General features: G+C 71.5%; 16 protein-coding genes and 2 riboswitches. Of the genes, 6 read left to right on the forward strand and 10 right to left on the reverse strand.

Annotated elements, in window-relative coordinates; genetic code table 11:
• Nucleotides 1–43 precede the first annotated feature (43 nt).
• Nucleotides 44–1,609 (forward strand): alpha/beta fold hydrolase, encoded by a 1,566-nt coding sequence (locus ACEN9J_RS01285; protein ID WP_413763071.1) that lies wholly within the window; start codon nt 44–46, stop codon nt 1,607–1,609.
• On the opposite strand, the gene ACEN9J_RS01290 is transcribed toward ACEN9J_RS01285, so the two are convergent.
• The 5 genes from ACEN9J_RS01290 to ACEN9J_RS01310 form a co-directional block, all read right to left on the reverse strand.
• Nucleotides 1,552–2,283 (reverse strand): Crp/Fnr family transcriptional regulator, encoded by a 732-nt coding sequence (locus ACEN9J_RS01290; RefSeq protein ID WP_413763072.1) that lies wholly within the window; start codon nt 2,281–2,283, stop codon nt 1,552–1,554. The genes ACEN9J_RS01285 and ACEN9J_RS01290 overlap by 58 nt on opposite strands.
• 5 nt (nt 2,284–2,288) lie before the next feature.
• A complete protein-coding gene (gene gcvP / locus ACEN9J_RS01295) occupies nt 2,289–5,201 on the reverse strand; it encodes an aminomethyl-transferring glycine dehydrogenase (RefSeq protein WP_413763073.1) in 2,913 nt (970 codons plus the stop codon).
• A 74-nt stretch (nt 5,202–5,275) separates the two neighbouring features.
• On the reverse strand, nt 5,276–5,647 hold the full coding sequence (gene gcvH, locus ACEN9J_RS01300; RefSeq protein WP_093344930.1) for a glycine cleavage system protein GcvH: 372 nt from the start codon (nt 5,645–5,647) through the stop codon (nt 5,276–5,278).
• Nucleotides 5,648–5,695: 48 nt separating this feature from the next.
• Complete coding sequence (gcvT, locus tag ACEN9J_RS01305) at nt 5,696–6,895, reverse strand: glycine cleavage system aminomethyltransferase GcvT (RefSeq protein WP_413763074.1); 1,200 nt, start codon at nt 6,893–6,895, stop codon at nt 5,696–5,698.
• A 15-nt stretch (nt 6,896–6,910) separates the two neighbouring features.
• A riboswitch (glycine riboswitch) is annotated at nt 6,911–7,017 on the reverse strand.
• A 20-nt stretch (nt 7,018–7,037) separates the two neighbouring features.
• Nucleotides 7,038–7,121, reverse strand: a riboswitch (glycine riboswitch).
• Nucleotides 7,122–7,144: 23 nt separating this feature from the next.
• Entirely contained in the window at nt 7,145–7,696 is a 552-nt protein-coding gene (locus ACEN9J_RS01310) for a hypothetical protein (RefSeq protein ID WP_413763075.1), read from the reverse strand.
• A gap of 203 nt (nt 7,697–7,899) precedes the next feature.
• Between ACEN9J_RS01310 and ACEN9J_RS01315 the strand changes: the two genes are divergently transcribed.
• The 4 genes from ACEN9J_RS01315 to ACEN9J_RS01330 all read left to right on the forward strand — a co-directional run bounded on the left by ACEN9J_RS01315 (nt 7,900) and on the right by ACEN9J_RS01330 (nt 14,013).
• Entirely contained in the window at nt 7,900–9,939 is a 2,040-nt protein-coding gene (locus ACEN9J_RS01315; RefSeq protein ID WP_413763076.1) for an acyltransferase family protein, read from the forward strand.
• Between the two features lie 191 nt (nt 9,940–10,130).
• Nucleotides 10,131–10,631, forward strand: a complete 501-nt coding sequence (locus ACEN9J_RS01320; protein ID WP_413763077.1) for a sigma-70 family RNA polymerase sigma factor — start codon at nt 10,131–10,133, stop codon at nt 10,629–10,631.
• Nucleotides 10,628–11,632 carry a DUF4880 domain-containing protein gene (locus tag ACEN9J_RS01325; RefSeq protein ID WP_057597613.1) on the forward strand — a complete coding sequence of 335 codons (1,005 nt, stop codon included), beginning with the start codon at nt 10,628–10,630 and terminating at the stop codon, nt 11,630–11,632. Before ACEN9J_RS01320 ends, ACEN9J_RS01325 begins: the two co-directional genes overlap by 4 nt.
• A gap of 2 nt (nt 11,633–11,634) precedes the next feature.
• Nucleotides 11,635–14,013: a TonB-dependent siderophore receptor gene (locus ACEN9J_RS01330; RefSeq protein WP_413763078.1), complete on the forward strand. Its 2,379-nt coding sequence runs from the start codon at nt 11,635–11,637 to the stop codon at nt 14,011–14,013.
• Nucleotides 14,014–14,029: 16 nt separating this feature from the next.
• On the opposite strand, the gene ACEN9J_RS01335 is transcribed toward ACEN9J_RS01330, so the two are convergent.
• Together ACEN9J_RS01335 and ACEN9J_RS01340 are read right to left on the reverse strand one after the other, a co-directional pair.
• Nucleotides 14,030–14,548, reverse strand: a complete 519-nt coding sequence (locus ACEN9J_RS01335) for a YybH family protein (RefSeq protein WP_082322233.1) — start codon at nt 14,546–14,548, stop codon at nt 14,030–14,032.
• Nucleotides 14,549–14,696: 148 nt separating this feature from the next.
• The gene (locus ACEN9J_RS01340; protein ID WP_413763079.1) at nt 14,697–15,890 is read right to left on the reverse strand and encodes an MFS transporter; all 1,194 of its coding nucleotides are present in this window, start codon (nt 15,888–15,890) and stop codon (nt 14,697–14,699) included.
• A gap of 140 nt (nt 15,891–16,030) precedes the next feature.
• On the opposite strand from ACEN9J_RS01340, the gene ACEN9J_RS01345 reads away from it, so the two are divergent.
• A complete protein-coding gene (locus ACEN9J_RS01345) occupies nt 16,031–16,846 on the forward strand; it encodes an AraC family transcriptional regulator (protein WP_057597667.1) in 816 nt (271 codons plus the stop codon).
• Nucleotides 16,847–16,856: 10 nt separating this feature from the next.
• Here the strand turns inward: ACEN9J_RS01345 and ACEN9J_RS01350 are convergent, their stop codons facing one another.
• From ACEN9J_RS01350 to ACEN9J_RS01360, 3 genes are all read right to left on the reverse strand, one after another.
• Complete coding sequence (locus ACEN9J_RS01350; RefSeq protein ID WP_057597666.1) at nt 16,857–18,134, reverse strand: TRAP transporter large permease; 1,278 nt, start codon at nt 18,132–18,134, stop codon at nt 16,857–16,859.
• On the reverse strand, nt 18,131–18,625 hold the full coding sequence (locus tag ACEN9J_RS01355) for a TRAP transporter small permease (RefSeq protein WP_057597665.1): 495 nt from the start codon (nt 18,623–18,625) through the stop codon (nt 18,131–18,133). The genes ACEN9J_RS01350 and ACEN9J_RS01355 overlap by 4 nt, the downstream gene beginning before the upstream one ends.
• Nucleotides 18,626–18,748: 123 nt before the next feature.
• On the reverse strand, nt 18,749–19,720 hold the full coding sequence (locus ACEN9J_RS01360) for a TRAP transporter substrate-binding protein (protein WP_057597664.1): 972 nt from the start codon (nt 19,718–19,720) through the stop codon (nt 18,749–18,751).
• Nucleotides 19,721–19,764 lie beyond the last annotated feature (44 nt).

The raw sequence follows: 19,764 nt of genomic DNA on the forward strand, positions 1-19,764 counted from the left end.
AGAGTCGCGTGCTTCGAAAGACACGACGAGGAACGAACGAGACATGAAGACCCTGATCCACGCCATCGCGCTGTGCGCCGCCGCCTGCATGGCCTTGCCGGCTGCGCACGCGGCCACGGTGCAACAGCACGCGCTGCAATCGACGGTGCCCGATCCGCTCGCGGGCGCCGACGCGGCCAGGGGCACGAAGGTCGCGTTCACGCTGTTCCTGCCCGCTGCGAGGCCCGAGGGCGGCTATCCGCTGGTGCTGCATGCGAGCGGCTTCGGCCTCGGCCGGCTGCGCGAACTGCCGCCGCGCGACACGGACCCGGGCGCGAGCTACTGGTCGCGCGTCGACCGCCTCGTGCCCACGCTGGTCGAGCGCGGCTATGCGGTGATCAGCTTCGACCACCGCGGCCATGGCGACAGCGGCGGCGACAGCCGCATCATGGATCCGCGGGCCGAGATCGCCGACATCCGCAGCCTGATCGACTGGGCCGAGCGCGAGCTGCCGCTGCGCAAGGGCGCCGACGGCAAGCCGCGCATCGGCAGCATCGGCGGCTCGTACGGTGGCGGCTACCAGATGCAGCTCGCGCAACTCGAGCCGCGCATCGCGACCGCGATCCCCTCGATGACCTGGTACGACCTGCAGCGTTCGCTGGCGCCGCAGGGCGTGCTCAAGCAGGGCTTCGTGCAGTTCGAATGCTTCATGGCGCAGCGCGGCAAGGTGCGCGACGGCGGCCTGCTGCGGCCGCTGTGCGAGACGGCGCCGAAGCCCGCAGCCTGGGCCTGGAACGACATGGGCGCCGATGCGCAGCGGCTGCGCGATGCCTACCAGGCGCACGGGCCCTCGGGCCTGAGCTGGTCCGGGCAGCCGTCGCGCCGCGTCGATGCGCTGGTGGTGCAGGCCAGCGAGGACGTGCTGTTCGACATGAACGAGGGCCTGCGCAACTGGCGCCAGCTGAAGGCCGGCGGCGGCGACGTGCGGCTCATGGTGCTGCGCTCGGGCCATGTGAATCCGCGCGCGGGGCAGCGCGACAAGCCCGCGCGCTGCGGCAGCGTCGATGCCATGGACGCGATGCTCGGCTGGCTCGATGCCAAGCTGCGCGACATCGAGCCGTCCGCGCTTTCGGTGCCCCAGCTGTGCATCGCGCTCGACGACGGCACGGCCTTCGAGGGCACGGCGCCGATCGCGGCGCAGTTCGGCGCGGCACTCGCGCGGACCGAGGTGCGCGCCGGTTCGCCGGCACCGGTCTTCGTTCCCTTGCCCACCGATGTGCCACGCGGCGCAGTGCTGGCCGGCGTGCCCGAGGCCGAGCTCGACGTGCGGGCGGCCGGCGGACCCGGCGTGGCCCTGGTGGGGCTCGCGCTGCGCCGCAATGGCGAGCTGATGCTGCTGTCGGACCAGGTGGTGCCCGCGCCGCCGGGGCGGCAGCGCATCGCGCTCGGCGGCGTGGCCGCGCGCCTGCGGCCCGGCGACGAGCTCGGCGTGGCGCTGTTCGCCACCCATGCGCAGTACGTCTGGGCGCCCGCGTCGGGCGCGCCGGTGGCCGGCATCGCCGGCGACAACGCCTATGCGGTCTCGGGCCGCGTGTGGCTGCCGCTCGCGGACGAGGGCGCGGCGCGGTAGGCGCGCAGCGCATCGAGGTCGCGCAAGGTCACGACCTGGTAGCCCAGCGTCAGCAGGCCCTCGGCCTCGAGCCGCCGCAGCGCCGCGTTGAGCCGCGGGCGCGACATGTTGCAGTAGAGCGCGAGCTCGGCCTGCGACACCTGCAGCTCGAGCGAGCGCGGCGGAAAGCCCGCGGGACTGAACAGCGAGGCCAGGCTCTGCGCGACCTTGGCGACCGGGTCGAGCGTGCGGTCCGACAGCGTGACGGCCATCGACTGCGTGAGCCGCTCGCTCAGCAGCTGCAGCACGAAGCGGTTGAAGGCACGGTTGCCCTCGAGCAGGTGGAAGAAGGCCGCCTTCGGCATCTTGATGATCACCGCGTCGGACAGCGCGACCGCATCGCAGAAGCGCGGTTCGTTGCGGATCAGCTCGACCTCGCCGACCCAGCTGAAGGCCTGGCCCATGAAGGTGACCGGCTTGCCCGAGGCCGAGGTGGTGCACAGCTTCATGCTGCCGCGCCCCATGCCGACCCAGTGCTCGGCCGGATCGCCGCGGTGCCAGATGGCCTGGCCCGCGGCGAGTTCGACGAAGCGCAGCTGCGGCAGCAGCACTTCGGCCTCGTCGTCGCTCAGCGTGTGGGCCCAGACGCAGCCGCGCCAGCGCGACTTGAGCGAGGCGATCTCGCCGGGGTCCATGCGGCTCAGGCCGCTTCGGTTTCCTGGTACTCGCCCACGGGCACGCAGCTGCAGAACAGGTTGCGGTCGCCGTAGACGTTGTCGACGCGGCCGATCGGCGGCCAGTACTTGGCGTCCTTGAGCCCGGCCAGCGGGAAGGCGCCGAGCTCGCGCGCATAGGGATGGCCCCATTCGCTGCCGAGCAGGCTCGCGGCCGTGTGCGGTGCGTGCTTGAGCGGGTTGTCGTCCTTCGGCCAGACGCCTTCCTCGATGCGGCGGATCTCGCCACGGATGGCGATCATCGCCTCGATGAAGCGGTCGAGCTCGGCCAGCGGCTCGCTCTCGGTCGGCTCCACCATCAGCGTGCCGGGCACCGGGAAGCTCAGCGTGGGCGCATGGAAGCCGTAGTCGATCAGGCGCTTGGCGACGTCCTCGGCGGTGACGCCGCTGGTGTCCTTGAGCGGGCGCAGGTCGAGGATGCACTCGTGCGCGACGTGGCCGTTGGGGCTCGCGTACAGCGTGGGGTAGTGGTCCTTGAGCCGCGCGCTGATGTAGTTGGCGCTGAGGATCGCGGTCTCAGTCGCGGCCTGCAGGCCCTTCGCGCCCATCATGCGGCAGTACATCCAGCTGATCGGCAGCACGGCCGCATTGCCCAGCGGCGCGGCCGACACGGCACCCACGCCATGGCCCGACACGCCCGCGGTCGCATGGCCCGGCAGGTAGGGCACGAGGTCCTCGACCACGCAGACCGGGCCCACGCCCGGGCCGCCGCCGCCGTGCGGGATGCAGAAGGTCTTGTGCAGGTTCAGGTGGCTCACGTCGCCGCCGAACTCGCCCGGCGCGGCCACGCCCACCAGCGCGTTCATGTTGGCGCCGTCCACATACACGCGCCCGCCGTGCGCATGCACCAGCTCGCACAGCTCCTTCACGCGGGTCTCGAACACGCCGTGCGTGCTCGGGTAGGTGATCATCACCGCGGCCAGGTTCTTGCCGTGCTTCTCGCAGGCGCGCTTCAGGTCGTCGAGGTCGACGTTGCCCTGCGCGTCGCAGGCCGTCACCACCACCTGCAGGCCCACCATCTGCGCGCTCGCGGGATTGGTGCCGTGCGCCGACGAGGGGATCAGGCAGATGTTGCGGTGGCCCTCGCCCTTGGCCTCGTGGAAGGCGCGGATCGCCAGCAGGCCCGCGTACTCGCCCTGCGAGCCGGCATTGGGCTGCAGGCTGATGCCCGCGTAGCCGGTGGCTTCGCAGAGCCAGGCGCGCAGCTGGGCGTCGAGCTGGGCATAGCCCTGCAGCTGCTCGGCCGGCGCGAAGGGATGGATGTTCGCGAACTCGGGCCAGGTGATCGGGATCATCTCGCTGGTCGCGTTGAGCTTCATGGTGCAGCTGCCCAGCGGGATCATGCTGCGGTCGAGCGCGAGGTCCTTGTCCGACAGGCTGCGGATGTAGCGCAGCATCGCGGTCTCGCTCTTGTGGGTGTTGAACACCGGATGCGAGAGGAAGGCGCTCGCGCGGCGCAGTTCCTGCGGAATGCGCGGTGCGGTGTTGGCGGCCAGCTCCTCGAAGCGCGGCATCGGCGTGCCGGCGGGCACGAACAGCGCCCACAGGGTCTCGACGTCGGCGCGCGTGCTGGTCTCGTCGAGCGAGATGCCCAGGTGCTGCTGCAGCCGCTGGCGCAGGTTCACGTTGGCGGCCAGCGCGCGCTCGAGGATCTTCGCGGTGTCGTCGCCGGTGCGGATGGTCAGCGAATCGAAGGCGGTCTCGTTGACCGGCTCGCGGCCCATCTGGGCCAGGCCGCGCGCGAGGATCGCGGTGAGCGCGGCCACGCGCTGCGCGATGCGCGTGAGGCCGTCGGGGCCGTGGTAGACCGCGTACATGCTCGCGACCACGGCGGGCAGCACCTGCGCGGTGCAGATGTTCGAGGTCGCCTTCTCGCGCCGGATGTGCTGCTCGCGCGTCTGCAGCGCGAGGCGGTAGGCAGGGCGGCCATGGGTGTCGACGCTCACGCCGACCAGGCGGCCCGGCAGCGAGCGCTTGAAGTCGTCGCGGCAGGCCAGGTAGGCCGCGTGCGGGCCGCCGTTGCACAGCGGCATGCCGAAGCGCTGGGTGGTGCCGCAGACGATGTCGGCATCCCATTCGCCGGGCGGCGCGAGCAGGGTCAGCGCCAGCAGGTCGGCCGCGACGCAGAAGGCCGCGCCGTACTGATGCGCGTGGCCCGCGAGCGGGCGCAGGTCGTGCACGTGACCGGTGGTGGCCGGGTACTGCGCCAGCACGCCGAAGAATTCGCCGCTGGCCATCAGGTGCGGCAGGGTTTCGGAAGCGGTGCTGATCTTGACCTCGATGCCCAGCGGCGCGGCGCGGGTCTTCACCACCTCGATGGTCTGCGGATGGCAGTCGCCCGAGACCAGGAACACGTTGCTCTTGCTCTTCACGCTGCGCTTGGCCAGCGTCATCGCCTCGGCGGCCGCGGTGGCCTCGTCGAGCATCGAGGCATTGGCGATCGCCATGCCCGTGAGGTCGCACACCATGGTCTGGAAGTTGACCAGCGCCTCCATGCGGCCCTGCGAGATCTCGGCCTGGTAGGGCGTGTAGGCCGTGTACCAGGCCGGGTTCTCGAGGATGTTGCGCAGGATCACGCCCGGCGTGTGGGTGCCGTAGTAGCCCTGGCCGATGAAGTTGCGGAACACCTTGTTCTTCGCCGCGATCGCCTTGAGCTCGGCCAGCGCATCGGCCTCGGTGGCCGGTGCCGGCAGCCGCATCGGCTTGCTGCGCCGGATCGCCGCGGGCACGATGCCGTCGATGAGTTCGGCGCGCGTGGCCGACCCGATCACGGGCAGCATGCGCGCCTCGTCGTCGGCATCGATGCCGATGTGGCGGGCGATGAATTCCTCGGCGTTCTCGAGTTCTTGCAGGGTGGGCAGGGCGGCGGGGGTGGGCATGGCGGGCGGGGGAAGAGAAGGGGAGCGGACTTCCGGACGCGAGCCTTCGCGTCCGGCCATCCGGTTTCAGGGGGTCAGGATTCCTCGGCGAACTTGCCGTAGGCGGTTTCGTCCATCAGCGCGTCGAGCTGCGCCGGTTCGGACAGCTTGACCTTGAAGAACCAGCCTTCGGCCAGCGGCGCGCTGTTGGCGAGCGAGGGATCGGCGCGCAGGGCCTCGTTGACTTCGGTGATCTCGCCCGAGACGGGCATGAACACGTCGGCCGCGGCCTTCACCGATTCGACGACGCCGGCGACATCGCCCTGGGCGAAGCTCTTGCCGACCTCGGGCAGGTCGACGAAGACCACGTCGCCCAGCGCGTCCTGCGCATGGACGGTGATGCCGACCGTGGCGTTGCCGCCCTCGGCCTGCACCCATTCGTGGTCCTTGGTGTACTTGATGCTCATGTCGAAAAACTCCTCGTGGATAAAAAGTGGCCGATGCCGGGGCGTAGGTTAGCCGCGGTAGTAGCGGGTCGGCACGAAAGGCAGCGTCGAGACCTCCATCGGCACCGGCTTGCCGCGCACGATGGCCTGCACCCGGGTGCCGGGCTCGGCGAAGGCGGTGGCCACGTAGCCCATGGCGACCGGCCGGTCGGCCGTCGGGCCCAGCAGGCCGCTGGTGACCTGGCCGATGTCCTGGCCCTCGAAGGACTGCAGCGGCGTGCCGTCGCGCACCGGGATGCGCTCGAGCGCGACCAGGCCGACGCGGCGGCGCTTGAGCGTGTCGTGGTCGAGATGGCCGGCCGCGCCGGTGGCGGCGGTGAGCTGGGCCAGGATCTTCTCGGCGCCGGGGAAGCCGCCCGCGCGCGCGCCGCCCGTGCGGCGCACCTTCTGGATCGCCCAGTTGAGCGAGGCCTCGACCGGCGTGGTGCTGGTGTCGATGTCGCTGCCGTAGAGGCACAGGCCGGCTTCGAGCCGCAGCGAGTTGCGCGCGCCCAGGCCGATGGGCTTGACCTCGGGCTGGGCCAGCAGCAGCCGGGCCAGCGCCTCGGCGTCCTTCGCGGCGACCGAGATCTCGAAGCCGTCCTCGCCGGTGTAGCCGCTGCGCGTGACGAAGGCGGCTATGCCGCCGATCTGCACCGCGCCGCCGGTCATGAACACGAAGCGTTCGATGCCGGGAGACAGCCGCGCCAGCGTGGCCGCGGCCTGCGGTCCCTGCAGCGCGAGCAGCGCCTGCTCGGGCAGCGGCTGCACCTGGCAGCGCTGGCCGATCTTCTGCTGGATGTGGGCGATGTCGGCCACCTTGCAGGCGCCGTTGACGATCACGAACAGCGAGCCGTTGCCTTCGTTGAAGAACATCAGGTCGTCGAGGATGCCGCCCTGGTCGTCGAGCAGCAGGCCGTAGCGCTGCTTGCCCGCGGGCAGGTCGATCACGTCGACCGGCATCAGGGTCTCGAAGGCGGCCGCGGCATCGGGGCCGGACAGACGCAGCTGGCCCATGTGGGAGATGTCGAACAGGCCCGCGGCCTCGCGTGTATGCCTGTGCTCGGCCATCAGGCCGGCGGGGTACTGGACCGGCATCGAGTAGCCGGCGAAGGGCACCATGCGGGCGCCGAGTTCCAGGTGCAATGCGTGCAGCGGGGTCTTGAGCAGTTCGGATTCGGGGGCGGAAGCAGCCACGGGGCACTCCTGGGGGCAGCAATCGAATGCCATGGCTCGCGCCATGGGGCCACCCCTGCTGTCCGCTTTACCTGAGAGATTCGCCCCACGATCGGGGTTTGCTCCTTCGGTGGGCCTGGCGCCTACGGCACCGGCCTCTCTCCAGCAAGGAAACGCCGCCCCGCGAGGGCCGGCGCTGTGTCAGTCCTTTTGCCTGAGCGTTCGGGGGTTCCCTGCGCCTTCGGCGGCCCCGTGCGGGGCTCTCTCCTGACCCGGGCGAGTGTAGTGGATTGCGGCGCCGGTTCAGTGCATCACTTCGGCCGGCGGCAGCAGCCGCTCGATGCGCTCGCGCAATGACTCCGCGCGCTCGGCGCCGGCCGTCTTCTCGACCTCGGTCAGCATCAGCGCGGCGATGGTCAGCATGGCCTCGCGGTCGCGCGCCTCGCGCAGCGCGTCGCGCATCTGCAGCGCGAAGTGCGGATCGCGGCGCACGAACATGCGCTCGCAGATGTCGAACAGGAACATGCGCGTGGTGGCCAGCGAGCGCTTGCCGTCGAAGGCGTCGGCGGCGGTCGAGACGTGGATGGGTTCGGCGGCCGGCGCGGGCTGCGGTTCCGGCGCCGCGGCCTCCACCGCCTCCACCACGGCCACCGTGCGCGGGTCGTGCAGGTAGCCGCGCTCCACCAGCGTCATCAGGGCCTGCTCGGCATCGCCGCGGCTCGCGAACAGCGGGCTGAAGTCGGTCAGCGAGCGGCGGCCGTCGGCCATCAGCAGCAAGGCCCGTTCGCGCTGGCTCAGGGTGCGCTGTCCGCCCTGGAGTTCGTCGCGCGCCTTGTCGGTCTTGGTGGGAAACATGCGGTGCCGCCGGGTCCGGGATGGAGCCCGAGCATCGCGGATGCGCGTGACATCTTCATGAAGCGCGGAACACCAAAGGCTTAAGCATCGCCCGTGCGTGCGCTGCGGGTTTCGCGCTTCCGTTCGGCAACCCGGCAAGCCCTCGCGACAAGACCGGAACGCGCTCCGGACGGCGCGGGCTGCACCGGATGTTGCCGACCCCGATGAGCACGAGCCCGACCTTTCGCGACCTGCCGATGCGCGCGCCGGCCATTGCGGCGAACACCGCCGCGCGGGCCGAAGCCTATCGCGCCGACATCGACGGCCTGCGCGCCGTCGCGGTGCTCGCGGTGGTGTTCTTCCACGCCTTTCCGCGCGCGGTGCCCGGCGGCTTCATCGGCGTCGATGTCTTCTTCGTGATCTCGGGCTTCCTGATCACCTCGATCCTGCTGCGCGCGCAGGCCGAGGGCCGCTTCAGTTATCGCGACTTCTATGCGCGGCGCGTGCGGCGCATCTTCCCGGCGCTGCTGCTGGTGCTCGCCACGGTGCTGGCCTTCGGCTGGTGGGTGCTGCTCGACGACGAGTTCAGGGCGCTCGGGCGGCAGGCGGGCGGCGGCGCCTTCTTCGTGGCCAATCTGGTCTTCTGGCGCGAGGCCGGCTACTTCGACGCCGCGGCCGAGCTCAAGCCGCTGCTGCACCTGTGGTCACTGGGCATCGAGGAGCAGTTCTACCTCCTGTGGCCGGTGCTGATCGCGCTGAGCTGGCGCCGGCGCTGGCCGCTGCTGCGCGTGCTGTGGCTGGTGGCGATCGCCTCCTTCGCGATCAACGTGCTGGGCATCCATTCGCATCGCGGGGCCTCGTTCTATTCGCCGCTGTCGCGCGCCTGGGAACTCGCGGCCGGCGGCATCGTGGCCTGCCTGCAGCTGCGGCCGGGCCACGCGCCGCCCGCGGGCTGGCGTGCCCACCTGCTGTCGCTGGCGGGCGTGGCGCTGATCGCGCTCGGCCTGGCAACGGTGCGCGCCGACAAGGCCTTTCCGGGTGGGTGGGCGCTGCTGCCGGTGGCGGGCGCGGCCTGCTGCATCGCGGCCGGCGGCGGCGGCGTGCTGAACCGGCGCCTGCTGTCGAACCGCGTGCTGGTGTGGATCGGCCTGCTGAGCTATCCGCTGTACCTCTGGCACTGGCCGGTGCTGAGCTTCCTGCGCATCGTGCTGCCGCGCGAGCCGCACGAGCTCACGGGTCTGGCCGCCTCGGTGCGCGTGGCGGCGCTGGCCGCGAGCCTGTTGCTGGCCGCCGCGACCCATGGCTGGCTCGAGCGCCGGCTGCGCGCTCGCGCGGGCGGCGCCACCGTGCGCTGGCTTGGCGCCGGCATGGTGCTGGTCGCGCTCGCGGGTTGCGCGGTGCAGGCCGGGCTGCCGGCGCGGCTGCACGGGCCGGCGCTGCAGCGCATGGCCGATGCGGCGGCCGACCGCGACTACCACGACGGACCGACCACCGGCGAACTCGGACCCTTCGTCACCTACCGCATCGGCGAGGGCGCGCACAAGGTGCTGCTGATCGGCGACAGCCACGTGATGCAGTACGCGCCGCGCGCCGCGGCGCTGGCACAGCGCGCGCCCGAGCGCATGGCGAGCTCGTACTTCACGGTGTTCCTGGCCTGCCCGCCGATCCCCGGCGTGTTCGCGCGCCAGGGCATCGAGTGCGGCGCGCGGCGCGACGAAGGGCTGCGCATGGCGCTCGAGGGACCGTTCGAGACGGTGCTGGTCGGCGCCTGCTGGAACTGCTACTTCACCGAGACCCTGGGCCTGCCGATGGGCTTCGACCTGCGCGAGGGCGAGGCCGCCTATCCGATCGAGCGCAGGGAAGGGGAGGCGCGCGCGCTGGCCGCGCTCGAGGGCCTGCTGGCAGCGCTGGTGCAACGCGGCAAGAAGGTCTACCTGCTGCTCGACAACCCGGGCGGCAGCGGGTTCGACCCGGCGCGCATGCTCGAGGGCAGCCGGCTCGGTTCGTTGCGGGTGTCGCGCGAGGTCACGGCGCCGCAGCCGCTGTCGCAGGCCGCGCTCAACGACCAGCTGCTGCGCATCGCGGCGGCCAGCGGCGCCGAGGCCATCGACGTCACGCGCCGGATGTGCCGCGGCGGCCGGTGCGACCGCACCCTGCCGGACGGCAGCCCGGCCTTCATCGACGAGCAGCACCTGCGGCCGGCCTTCACGCGCGCGCATGCGGACTGGCTCGACGAGGTGCTGCTGCGCGGCCCGCCGCCCTGAGCCAGGCATTTCTGAAGCACATTGTTGCAATCGGGCATTGCGGGTTTTGCGGCGCCGTTCGTCAAACGGGGGATGCGACAGACACCGATGCACCGTTCTCCACCCTTTGCCCCGGGCGCCGGACCGCGCCGCGGGCTCGCCGATAATCGGGCGCCCCGCGGCCGGCGGGGCGCCTTCTTCCCGTGCCAGCCATGACGGATCTCGTCTCCACCCCCAGCGTCGAAACGCTCTACGGCGACCACCATGCGTGGCTGCAGGGCTGGCTGCGCCGCAAGCTCGGCAATGCCTGCGATGCGGCCGACCTGGCGCAGGACACCTTCATGCGCGTGCTCGGCCGGCCGCGCGAGCTCGCCGAGCTGCGCGAGCCGCGCGCCTGGCTCACGACCATCGCGCACGGCCTCGCGGTCGACCACGTGCGGCGCAAGGCGCTCGAGCGCGCCTGCCTCGACGCCATCGCCCACCTGCCCGAGCCGCAGGCGCCGTCGCCCGAGGCGCAGCTGATGCTGGTCGAGGCGCTGGTGCGCATCGACGCCATGCTCGACGGGCTCGCGCCCAAGGCCCGCAGCGCCTTCCTGCTGTCGCGGCTCGAGGGCCTGGGCTACAACGAGATCGCGCGGCAGCTCGGCGTGAGCCTGAGCTCGGTCGAGAAATACATGGCGACCGCGATCCGCCACTGCCTGTCGCTGCGATGAGCGGCCGCGCGGCGCCGGAGGGCGGCGCTCCACCCGAGGTGCTCGACGAGGCCATCGCCTGGGCGGTGCGCCTGGGCTCGGGCAGCGCCGGCGCCGAGGTCCAGGCCGCCTGCGAGGCCTGGCGCGCGGCCGATCCTCTGCACGAGCAGGCCTGGAGGCAGGTGCAGTCGGTCGAGGAGGCCTTCCGCCAGGTGCCGTCGGGCACGGCCTCGCTGGCCCATGGCGCGCTGCAGTCGGCCGCCGGCCTGCAGGCCCGCGGCCGGCGTCGCGCGATCCGGCTGCTGGGGCTGGTCGCGGCCGGCGGCGTGTTCGGCGCCTGGCTGTGGCGCGAGGCGCCCTGGCTGCAGCGCACCGAGTACCTCACGGCGATCGGCGAACGCCGCCGCGTCGTGCTGGCCGACGGTACCGAGCTGAGCCTCAACACCGGTTCCGAGGCCGAGGTGCTGTTCTCGCCGCTGCGCCGGCTGATCGTGCTGCGGCGCGGCGAGCTGTTCGTGCGCACCGGCGCCGACGCCGGCTCGCTGGTCGGCCGCCGCAGCTTCTGGGTGCATGCGGCGCAGGCCCGCTTCGAGGCCATCGGCACGCGCTTCGGCGTGCGCCAGGCCGGGAGCGAGACACGGCTGTCGATGAGCGAGGGCCAGGTCGCGATCCACGCGGGCGACGCGCCACCCGTGCTCGCGCAGGCCGGCGACCGCTTCGTGGTGCGCGCGAACGGCGCGGCGCCCGAGCGCGCCGCCGAGGCCGGCTTCGAGGCCGATGCCTGGACCGATGGCGCGCTGGTCGCGCGGCAGATGCGGCTCGATGCCTTCGTGGCCGAGCTCGCGCGCTACCGCCAGGCGCCGCTGGCCTGCGATGCCGAAGCCGCGTCGCTGCGCGTGTCGGGCGTGTTCCAGCTCGGCGGCGCCGATCCGGTGGGCCGCGCGCTCGACGCGCTGGTGCGCACCCTGCCCGTGAAGGTGGAGCGCGGCGCCGGCGATGCCCTGACGGTGGTGCGGCGCTGAGCATGCGCGTGCCGATCCGTTCGCGGCGGCTGCAGGCCCGCCAGGGCGTGCTGGCGCTCTGCCTCGGGCTCGCGCTGTGCGGCCAGGCCGCCGCGCAGCCGGCCGACGGCATGGCGCGGGAACGCATCGAGCTGCCGGCCGGCACGCTCGAGGACGCGCTCAATGCCTTCGCGCGCCGCGCGGGCATCACGCTGTCCTTCGATCCCGCGCTGGTGCGCGGCCGCGCGAGCGCCGCGCGCTCGGTGGCGAGCGCGCCCGCCGAGGGGCTGGCCGCGCTGCTCGCGCCGCATGGCCTGCAGGCGCAGCGCAGCGAGGCGGGCGGCTACCTGGTGCGGCCCGGCACGCCGCAGCCGGCGCAGCAGGCGCAGGAAGGGCAACTCGCCCCCGTGACGGTCGAGGCCGAAGCGGAGCGCGCGGAGGGCCCGGTGAACGGCTACGCGGCCCGGCGCAGCGCCACCGCGAACCGCATCGACACCGCGCTGGCCGAGACGCCGCGCGCGGTCAGCGTGGTGTCGCGCGCGCAGATCGAGGACCAGGGCGCGCAGACCGTGGGCCAGTCGCTGCGCTACACGGCGGGCGTGCTGACCGAGGTCGCGGGCTACGACCCGAGCACCTCGGCGATCACGGTGCGCGGCTTCTCGCCGGCCGAGCTCCTCGATGGCTTCCGGCTCTTCGCCTCGGGCGACTACGCGGGCTGGCAGGTCGAGCCGCAGGGGCTGGAGCGCGTCGAGCTGCTCAAGGGGCCGGGCTCCGCGCTCTACGGTCAGGGCGCGCCCGGCGGCGTGCTCAACCTGGTGTCGAAGCGGCCCACGGCCGACGCGGTGCGCGAGGTGGGCCTGACGCTGGGCAGCCATGCGCGCAGGCAGGGCAGCGTCGACCTCGGCGGCGCGATCGACGAGGACGGGCGCTGGACCTACCGGCTCAACGGCCTGCTGCGCGACAGCGGCGGCCAGACCGACTTCTCGCGCGACGACCGCCAGTTTCTCGCGCCCGCGCTGCGCTGGAAGCCCTCGGCCGACACCAGCCTCACGCTGCTGGCCGACATCACGCGCGACCGCGTCACGCCCAAGAGCTGGTGGCCCGACTACGCGCTCGTCGTGCCCAATCCCCACGGCCGCATCCCGCCGAGCCGCTCGATCGGCGAGCCGGCCATCGACCGCTACGACCGCGACACGGCCTCGCTGGGCTACCTGCTCGAGCACCGCATCGACGCACGCTGGAGCTTCCACCAGAAGGCCCGCTTGTCGCACTCCGCGCTCGACTATGCGCAGGTGCGCGGCACCGGCTTCGCGGCCGACCGGCGCACGGTGGAGCGCAGCACGCTGCTGTCGCGCTCGCGCGGCCGCGCCATCGCCTTCGACAACAGCATCGAGGGGCGCCTGCGGCACGGCGACTGGTCGCATGTGCTGCAGTTCGGCGCCGACCAGCAGTACTTCCGCGGCAGCGACGAGTTCGGCGCGGTCGCGGCGCCGTCCATCGATGCTTTCTCGCCGGTGTACGGCGCGCCCGTGGACCTGCCGCGCACCAGCGCGAAGACCCGGCGCCTGCGCATCAACGGCTTCTACGTGCAGGACCAGATGCGCTCCGAGCGCTGGACGCTCGACCTCGCGCTGCGCCACGACCGCGGCAGCAGCCGCTACGACGACTACAACACCACGCAACTGAGCACCCGCAGCCACACCAGCTACAACGTCGGCGTGCTGTACCGCGGTGCCGGCGGCTGGTCGCCCTATCTCAACCAGTCGAGCTCGTTCATGCCGGTGCTCGGCGCGGACTTCAACGCGGCGCCGCTGCGCATCGACACGGGCCGGCAGTTCGAGCTCGGCCTCAAGTACCAGCCACCGGGTACGCGCTCGCTCTACACGGTCTCGGCCTTCGAGCTCACGCGGCGCAGCAGTTTCACCGGTGACCAGCGCAACTACCTCGGCCTCGAGATCGTGCCGGCGGTGGTGCGTGCGCGCGGCCTCGAGTTCGAGGCGCGCCTCGCGCTCGGCGCGCGGCTGCGCGCGCTCGCGAGCTACACCTGGCTGGATGCGCGCGTGCTCGAGAGCATCGACACCGCGCAGGTCGGCAAGCGGCCGCGCCAGTCGGCGCGCCACAGCGCCTCGCTGTGGCTGGACTACCGTTTCGCGGGGGAGGCGCTCGCGGGCTGGAGCCTGGGTGCCGGCGTGCGCTACGTGGGACGCGTGCCCGCGCGCGCGGACAACGCCTTCCACAACCCGGCCTACACGCTGGTCGACGTGGCGTTGCGCCACGACCGCGGACCCTGGAGCTATTCGCTCAATGCCACCAACCTGTTCGACCGTACGTACGTGTCGAACCTCGGCCAGGCCTTCGGGCAGCGGCGCACGCTGCAGGCGCGCGCCGTCTACCGCTGGTGATGCACGGCGGCGGCGTTCAGCCGCCCGCGCTTTCCTTGCGGATCAGCCAGCGGCCGTCGACACGCTGCAGCTCGAGCGTCTTGCGGCCGCTTTCCTTGATCTTGTCGGCGGCGTAGCTCTGCTTGAACTTCGCGGTCGCCGTGTTGCCGTTGACGCTGACCACCAGGTTGTCGACCTTCACGCTGATGCTCGACTTGTTGCCGATGCGCTTGCGGCGTTGCTCTTCCCAGGCCTTGTGGCTGGCGCCCTTGGCGGGCTGGAAGTCGCTCGCGTAGCTCGCGAGGTACTTGTCCACGTCCTTCGAGGCCCAGGCGGAGGCCCAGGCGAGCACGGCGGCCTCGACCTCGGCCGGCGCGGCGCTGGCCGCGGCGGGAGCGGGTGCGGCCGGGGCTGCCGCGGGCGCCGCGGCGGAGGCGGCAGCCGCAGGTGCGGGCGCTTTCGCGGGCGCATCGGCCGCGAAGGCCGGTGCCATCGCGGCCAGCGCTGCCGCCGCGAGCACGGCACCTGCGGAGAGACGGGGGAGGAATCGATTCATGCGCGTGTCCTGGTGGTGTTGATGTCGGAACCGGTCGCCGGGGCGATTTTCGATTCTGGCAGTGAAACCCGGCCCGCATGTGTCGGATCGTCCCGTCTGTACGGTGGCCGCAACGACCGGTGCTCGCGCACTCACCGGTTCCCGTGGTTCAGGCGGCGCTCGTGGGGCGCGGCGAGATCGCGGCCGCGTCGGGCGTGCGGTTGCGCATGCGCAGCGACAGCAGCGCCGCCACGCACAGCACGCACAGCACCGCGCTCAAGGTCACGCCCAATCCGCGCGCATCGGACAGCAGGCCGAACAGCGGCGACACCAGGCCGCCCACCGAGAGCGCGAGTCCCAGCGTGATGCCGCTGGCCGTGGCCGGGTTGCGCGGCAGGTAGTCCTGCGCCAGCGTCACCTGCGCCGCGAAGGGCAGGAACATGCACAACCCCAGCAGCGCCGTGCAGGCCAGCGCCCAGGCGGGCGAGGATGCGAGCACCAGCCCGGCCATGGCCGGCACCGCGAGCAGGTAGCCCGCGCGGATCGTGCCCATGCGCCCGATGCGGTCGCCGAGCCAGCCACCCAGCAGGGTGCCCACGGCACCGGCGGCGGTGAAGCCGGTCAGCGCCACCGCGCCCTGGAAGGCCGAGCCGTGCAGGTCGCGCGTGATGCGCAGCGAGAGCATCGACAGCACCGTCACGTAGGGGATCGACCAGCCGACGATGGTGGCCACCAGCAGCGCGAAGGCGCGCCAGTCGTTCGGCGCTCGCTGCACCGCGGCCTGCGCGCGCCGGGCCGCACCGGCTCGCGCCGCGTTCGCCGCGCCCTGGCCGCGGTTGGCCAGCAGCCACACGGCGCCCATCGCCAGCGCCGGCAGACCGAGCAGGTAGCTGCGCGACAGCGCGCCGCCGCCGACCACGGTGGTGGCGAGCACCGGCGCGAACGCGGCGCCGATGGTGCCGCCGACCGAGAACACGCTCATCGCCTTCTGCGAGGCGCCGCCGGCCGCGCGCGCGGCCACGGTGGCGCTCGGGTGATAGGCCGCGATGCCGAGGCCGCACAGCACGGTCGCGAGCCAGGTCCAGAGGTAGTTCGGGCCCAGGCCCGCGAGCACCAGCCCCAGCGCCGCCACCAGGAAGCCCACCGGCACCAGCCAGGGCCGCGGATGGCGGTCGGCATAGAGGCCGAACAGCGGCTGCACCACGCTCGACAGCCCGGTGGCCGCGAGCATCAGCCCGCTCACGGCCGTGTAGCTGTAGCCGCGCTCCAGCACCATCAGCGGCAGCAGCGCGGGCACCAGGCCCTGGTAGAGATCGTTGACGGCGTGGGTGCCGGTGAGAAGCCCGAGGCGGCCCTTGTTCATCGGTGGCCTCCCGGAGTGGCGGGTGGCGGATTGCATGGCATTCGATCAGTCCTTTCGGTGGAACCTCGTGTCGAGGCCGGGCCATGCTAGGAAGCCATGCGAAGATGATCTCGCTACGAATGAACAAGGATCGTCGAGAAATGGACAAACTGCAGCCGCCCGCCGCCTTCGACCTGCGTCCCGAGCACGGCGAGTCGACGCCGCGTGCCGTCGCGGTGCTGGCCACCGATGCCGTGGGCGATTCGGAAATCCCGCCGCACAGCCACCGGCGCGGCCAGCTGATCCATGCGATCTCGGGCGTGATGATCGTGCGCGCCGAGGCCGGCAGCTGGGTGGTGCCGCCGGGGCGCGGCGCCTGGGTGCCGCCCGGCATGGTCCATGGCATCCGCATGGCGGGCGACGTGCGCATGCGCACCGTCTTCGTCGAGCCCGGCACGCGCGCCGGCCTGGGCGCCGACTGCCGCGTGATCGCGGTCGACGCGCTGCTGCGCGAGCTCATCGTGAGCGCGATCGCGCTGCCGCTGGACTACGCGCGCGGCGGGCGCGACGAGCGCGTGATGGAGCTGATCCTCGACGAGATCGAGCGCGCGCCCGCGCTCTCGCTGCACGTGCCGATGCCGCGCCATGCGCGCCTTTCGGCGCTGTGCGAGGAGCTGGTGCGCGATCCCGCGCTGCCGGCCACGCTCGAGGCCTGGGCGAAGCGGCTGCACATGAATGAGCGCACGCTGGCGCGGCTGTTCCAGCGCGAGACCGGCATGAACTTCGGCGCCTGGTGCCGGCAGGCGCGGCTGCTGCTCAGCCTGCCGCGGCTGGCGGCCGGGGCCTCGATCCTCGAGGTGGCGCTGGCGCACGGCTACGAGAGTCCGAGCGCCTACGCCGCGATGTTCCGGCGCACGCTGGGCATGCCGCCGAGCCAGTACCTGCAGGCACCCGGCCCCGCCGAGGGGGCCGGATGAGCGATCCCGCTCAGCGCGCGTACACGAGGTCGCGCAGCGCGAGCGAGACCCAGGGCACGTAGGTGATCACCATCAGGCAGGCCAGGATCACGAGCACGAAGGGCACCAGGTGCTTCACGATCCGGTCGAGCGAGATGCGCGCCACCGTGCAGGCCGCGAACAGGTTCACGCCGAAGGGCGGGGTGATCATGCCCAGCGCCAGGTTCACCACCATGATCAGGCCGAAGTGCACCGGGTCGATGCCGAAGTGCTGCGCCACCGGCGCGAGGATGGGCGCGAGCACGATGATCGCCGCGCTGGTCTCGATGAACATGCCGATCACGAACAGCGCCGCGTTCACGCCCAGCAGGAACATCGCGGGCGACTGCAGCACTTCCTGCAGCCAGTGGCCGATGGCGTCGGGCACGCCCGCGCGCGTGATCAGGAACGCGAACAGCCCCGCGTTGGCGATGATGAACATGATCACCGCCGAGGACAGCACCGACTTGCGCAGGATCGCGAACAGGTCGGCGAACTTGATCTCGCGGTAGATCACCATGCCCACGATCAGCGCGTAGAAGACCGCCACCGCCGAGGCCTCGGTCGGCGTGAAGATGCCGCCGTAGATGCCGCCGAGGATGATGACGGGCATCAGCAGTGCCCAGCCGGCCTGCCACAGCGCGCGGCCGAAGGGCATGCGGCCCTCGCCGTCGTTCTTGCCCCAGCCCTTCCATTTGCAGTAGACCCACACGAACAGCATGAGCGCGAGGCTGATCAGGATGCCGGGGCCGAAGCCCGCGATGAACAGCTCGCCGATCGACACCTCGGCGCTCACGCCGTACAGGATCATCGGGATCGAGGGCGGGATGATCACGCCGAGCTCGGCGCTGGTGGCCTGCAGCGCGGCCGCGTAGGAGGTCGGGTAGCCGTGCTTGATGAGCGCGGGGATCAGGATGGCGCCGATCGCGAAGGTGGTGGCCACCGAGGAGCCCGAGACCGCCGCGAAGATCATGCAGGTCAGCACGCAGGTCATCGGCAGCCCGCCCTGGATGCCGCCCACGATGCTCTTGGCGAACTCCACCAGTCGGCGCGAGATGCCGCCCGTTTCCATCAGGTTGCCGGCCAGGATGAAGAAGGGGATCGCCGCGAGCGGAAACTTGTTGATCGAGTTGAACATCTCCTTGGCGGAGATCAGCATGTTGGCGTTCGTGACCTGGATGCCCAGGATCGAGGCCAGGCCGATCGAGACGGCCACCGATACCGACAGTGCGAAGCACAGCACCATCGTCGCGATCATGGTCGTGGTCATTGCGCGGTCTCCAGTTCGAGGCGCTTGGGATCGAGGTAGTTGCCCACGATGCCGAACAGCGAGAACACCGCGCCGACCGGCAGCGCCATGTAGGCCCAGATCATCGAGAGGCTCTCGAGCCCGGCCATGCTCTGCACGCGGCCGCGGATCGCGTAGTCCCAGCCCCACCACAGCACGACCAGCATGAGCGCGAGCGCGGCCACGCTCACCACCGCGTCGAGGATGCGGCGCGTGCGCGGCGAGCTCCAGCGGTACAGCACGTCGACGCTGACCATGGCGCCCTGGCGGAAGGCCATCGGGATGCCGAGGAAGACCATCCAGATCAGGCTCACGCGGATCAGGATCTCGCTCCACTCTGCGGGCTGCTCGAGCACGAAGCGGGTGACGATCTGGAACATGCCGAGCGAGGCGGCCACCACCAGCATCGCGCAGGCCAGGACCATGGACACCATCGTGGTCCATCGTTCCAGGCCGAGGAACTTGTTTTTCATCAGGAATGTCCCGGGAGGGAAGTCAAAAACAGGAACGCCCGCCGGGCGTCGTGCCTGGCGGGCGCGGCTTCGGCCGGGCGCCGGTCGATGGGTTCGACGGTCACGCGGCGCGGGCCATCGCTCTCACTTGAAGTCGCGGATCTTGTCGAGGTTGGCCTTGCCGAAGTCCTTCTCGAACTGGGCGTTGACCGGCGCGATCGCCGCCACGAACCTGGCCTTGTCGACGTTGTCGATCACCGTCATGCCCTTGGCGCGCAGGTCGGCCACGCCCTTGGCGTCGTCCTCGTCCACGCGCGCGCGGTTGGCCTTGGTGCCTTCCTTGGCGGCATCGATGAAGGCCTGCTTGTCGGCGGCGCTGAGCTTGTCGAATACCGCCTTGTTCATCACGAAGATGCAGGGCGAGTAGACGTGGCCGGTCAGCGTCAGGTGCTTCTGCACCTGGTCGAACTTGGCCGAGATGATCACCGGCAGCGGATTCTCCTGGCCGTCGACCGTGCCCTGCTGGAGCGCGGTGAACACCTCGGGGAAGGCCATGGGCGTGGTGATGATGCCAAAGCCCTTGTAGGCCGCGATGTGCACCGGGTTCTCCATGGTGCGCATCTTCAGGCCCTTGAGGTCCTCGGGCGCCTTCACGTCGCGCTTGCTGTTGGTCATGTGGCGGAAGCCGTTCTCGGCCCACGCGAGCGCCTTGAAGCCCTTGGCGTCGAACTTGGTCAGCAGGTCCTGGCCGATCGGGCCGTCGAGCACCGCGCGCGCATGCGCCTTGTCGCGGAACAGGAAGGGCACGTCGAGGATCTTGGTCTCGGGAACGAAGTTGGGGATCGGGCCGGTGGAGGAGAAGGCCAGCTCCTGCGTGCCCAGCTGCACCGCCTCGATCGACTCGCGCTCGCCGCCGAGCGAGCCGTTGTAGAAGGTCTGGACCTTGTAGCGGCCGCCGGTGCGCTTCTCGACTTCCTTCGCGAAGGTGTCGATCGCCACGCCCTGGTGGGAGTTCTGCGCCACGGAGATACTGATCTTCATGGTCGTCTGCGCGAAAGCCGCGCATGCCATGCCCATGCCCAGCACCAGGCCAGCGGCCAGTCGGGTCAATTTCATTCGGAGTCTCCTGGGATTTATGGGAAGCGGGCGGCGCGGGGTGC

Origin of the sequence: Variovorax sp. Varisp41, assembly GCF_047325085.1 — a bacterium.
Taxonomy (GTDB): Bacteria; Pseudomonadota; Gammaproteobacteria; order Burkholderiales; family Burkholderiaceae_C; genus Variovorax.

Coding starts and splice junctions, on each gene's coding strand:
- ACEN9J_RS01285 (WP_413763071.1), top strand. CDS start 44: ATGAAGACCCTGATCCACGCCATCGCGCTGTGCGCCGCCGCCTGCATG.
- ACEN9J_RS01290 (WP_413763072.1), bottom strand. CDS start 2,283: ATGGACCCCGGCGAGATCGCCTCGCTCAAGTCGCGCTGGCGCGGCTGC.
- gcvP (WP_413763073.1), bottom strand. CDS start 5,201: ATGCCCACCCCCGCCGCCCTGCCCACCCTGCAAGAACTCGAGAACGCC.
- gcvH (WP_093344930.1), bottom strand. CDS start 5,647: ATGAGCATCAAGTACACCAAGGACCACGAATGGGTGCAGGCCGAGGGC.
- gcvT (WP_413763074.1), bottom strand. CDS start 6,895: ATGGCATTCGATTGCTGCCCCCAGGAGTGCCCCGTGGCTGCTTCCGCC.
- ACEN9J_RS01310 (WP_413763075.1), bottom strand. CDS start 7,696: ATGTTTCCCACCAAGACCGACAAGGCGCGCGACGAACTCCAGGGCGGA.
- ACEN9J_RS01315 (WP_413763076.1), top strand. CDS start 7,900: ATGAGCACGAGCCCGACCTTTCGCGACCTGCCGATGCGCGCGCCGGCC.
- ACEN9J_RS01320 (WP_413763077.1), top strand. CDS start 10,131: ATGACGGATCTCGTCTCCACCCCCAGCGTCGAAACGCTCTACGGCGAC.
- ACEN9J_RS01325 (WP_057597613.1), top strand. CDS start 10,628: ATGAGCGGCCGCGCGGCGCCGGAGGGCGGCGCTCCACCCGAGGTGCTC.
- ACEN9J_RS01330 (WP_413763078.1), top strand. CDS start 11,635: ATGCGCGTGCCGATCCGTTCGCGGCGGCTGCAGGCCCGCCAGGGCGTG.
- ACEN9J_RS01335 (WP_082322233.1), bottom strand. CDS start 14,548: ATGAATCGATTCCTCCCCCGTCTCTCCGCAGGTGCCGTGCTCGCGGCG.
- ACEN9J_RS01340 (WP_413763079.1), bottom strand. CDS start 15,890: ATGAACAAGGGCCGCCTCGGGCTTCTCACCGGCACCCACGCCGTCAAC.
- ACEN9J_RS01345 (WP_057597667.1), top strand. CDS start 16,031: ATGGACAAACTGCAGCCGCCCGCCGCCTTCGACCTGCGTCCCGAGCAC.
- ACEN9J_RS01350 (WP_057597666.1), bottom strand. CDS start 18,134: ATGACCACGACCATGATCGCGACGATGGTGCTGTGCTTCGCACTGTCG.
- ACEN9J_RS01355 (WP_057597665.1), bottom strand. CDS start 18,625: ATGAAAAACAAGTTCCTCGGCCTGGAACGATGGACCACGATGGTGTCC.
- ACEN9J_RS01360 (WP_057597664.1), bottom strand. CDS start 19,720: ATGAAATTGACCCGACTGGCCGCTGGCCTGGTGCTGGGCATGGGCATG.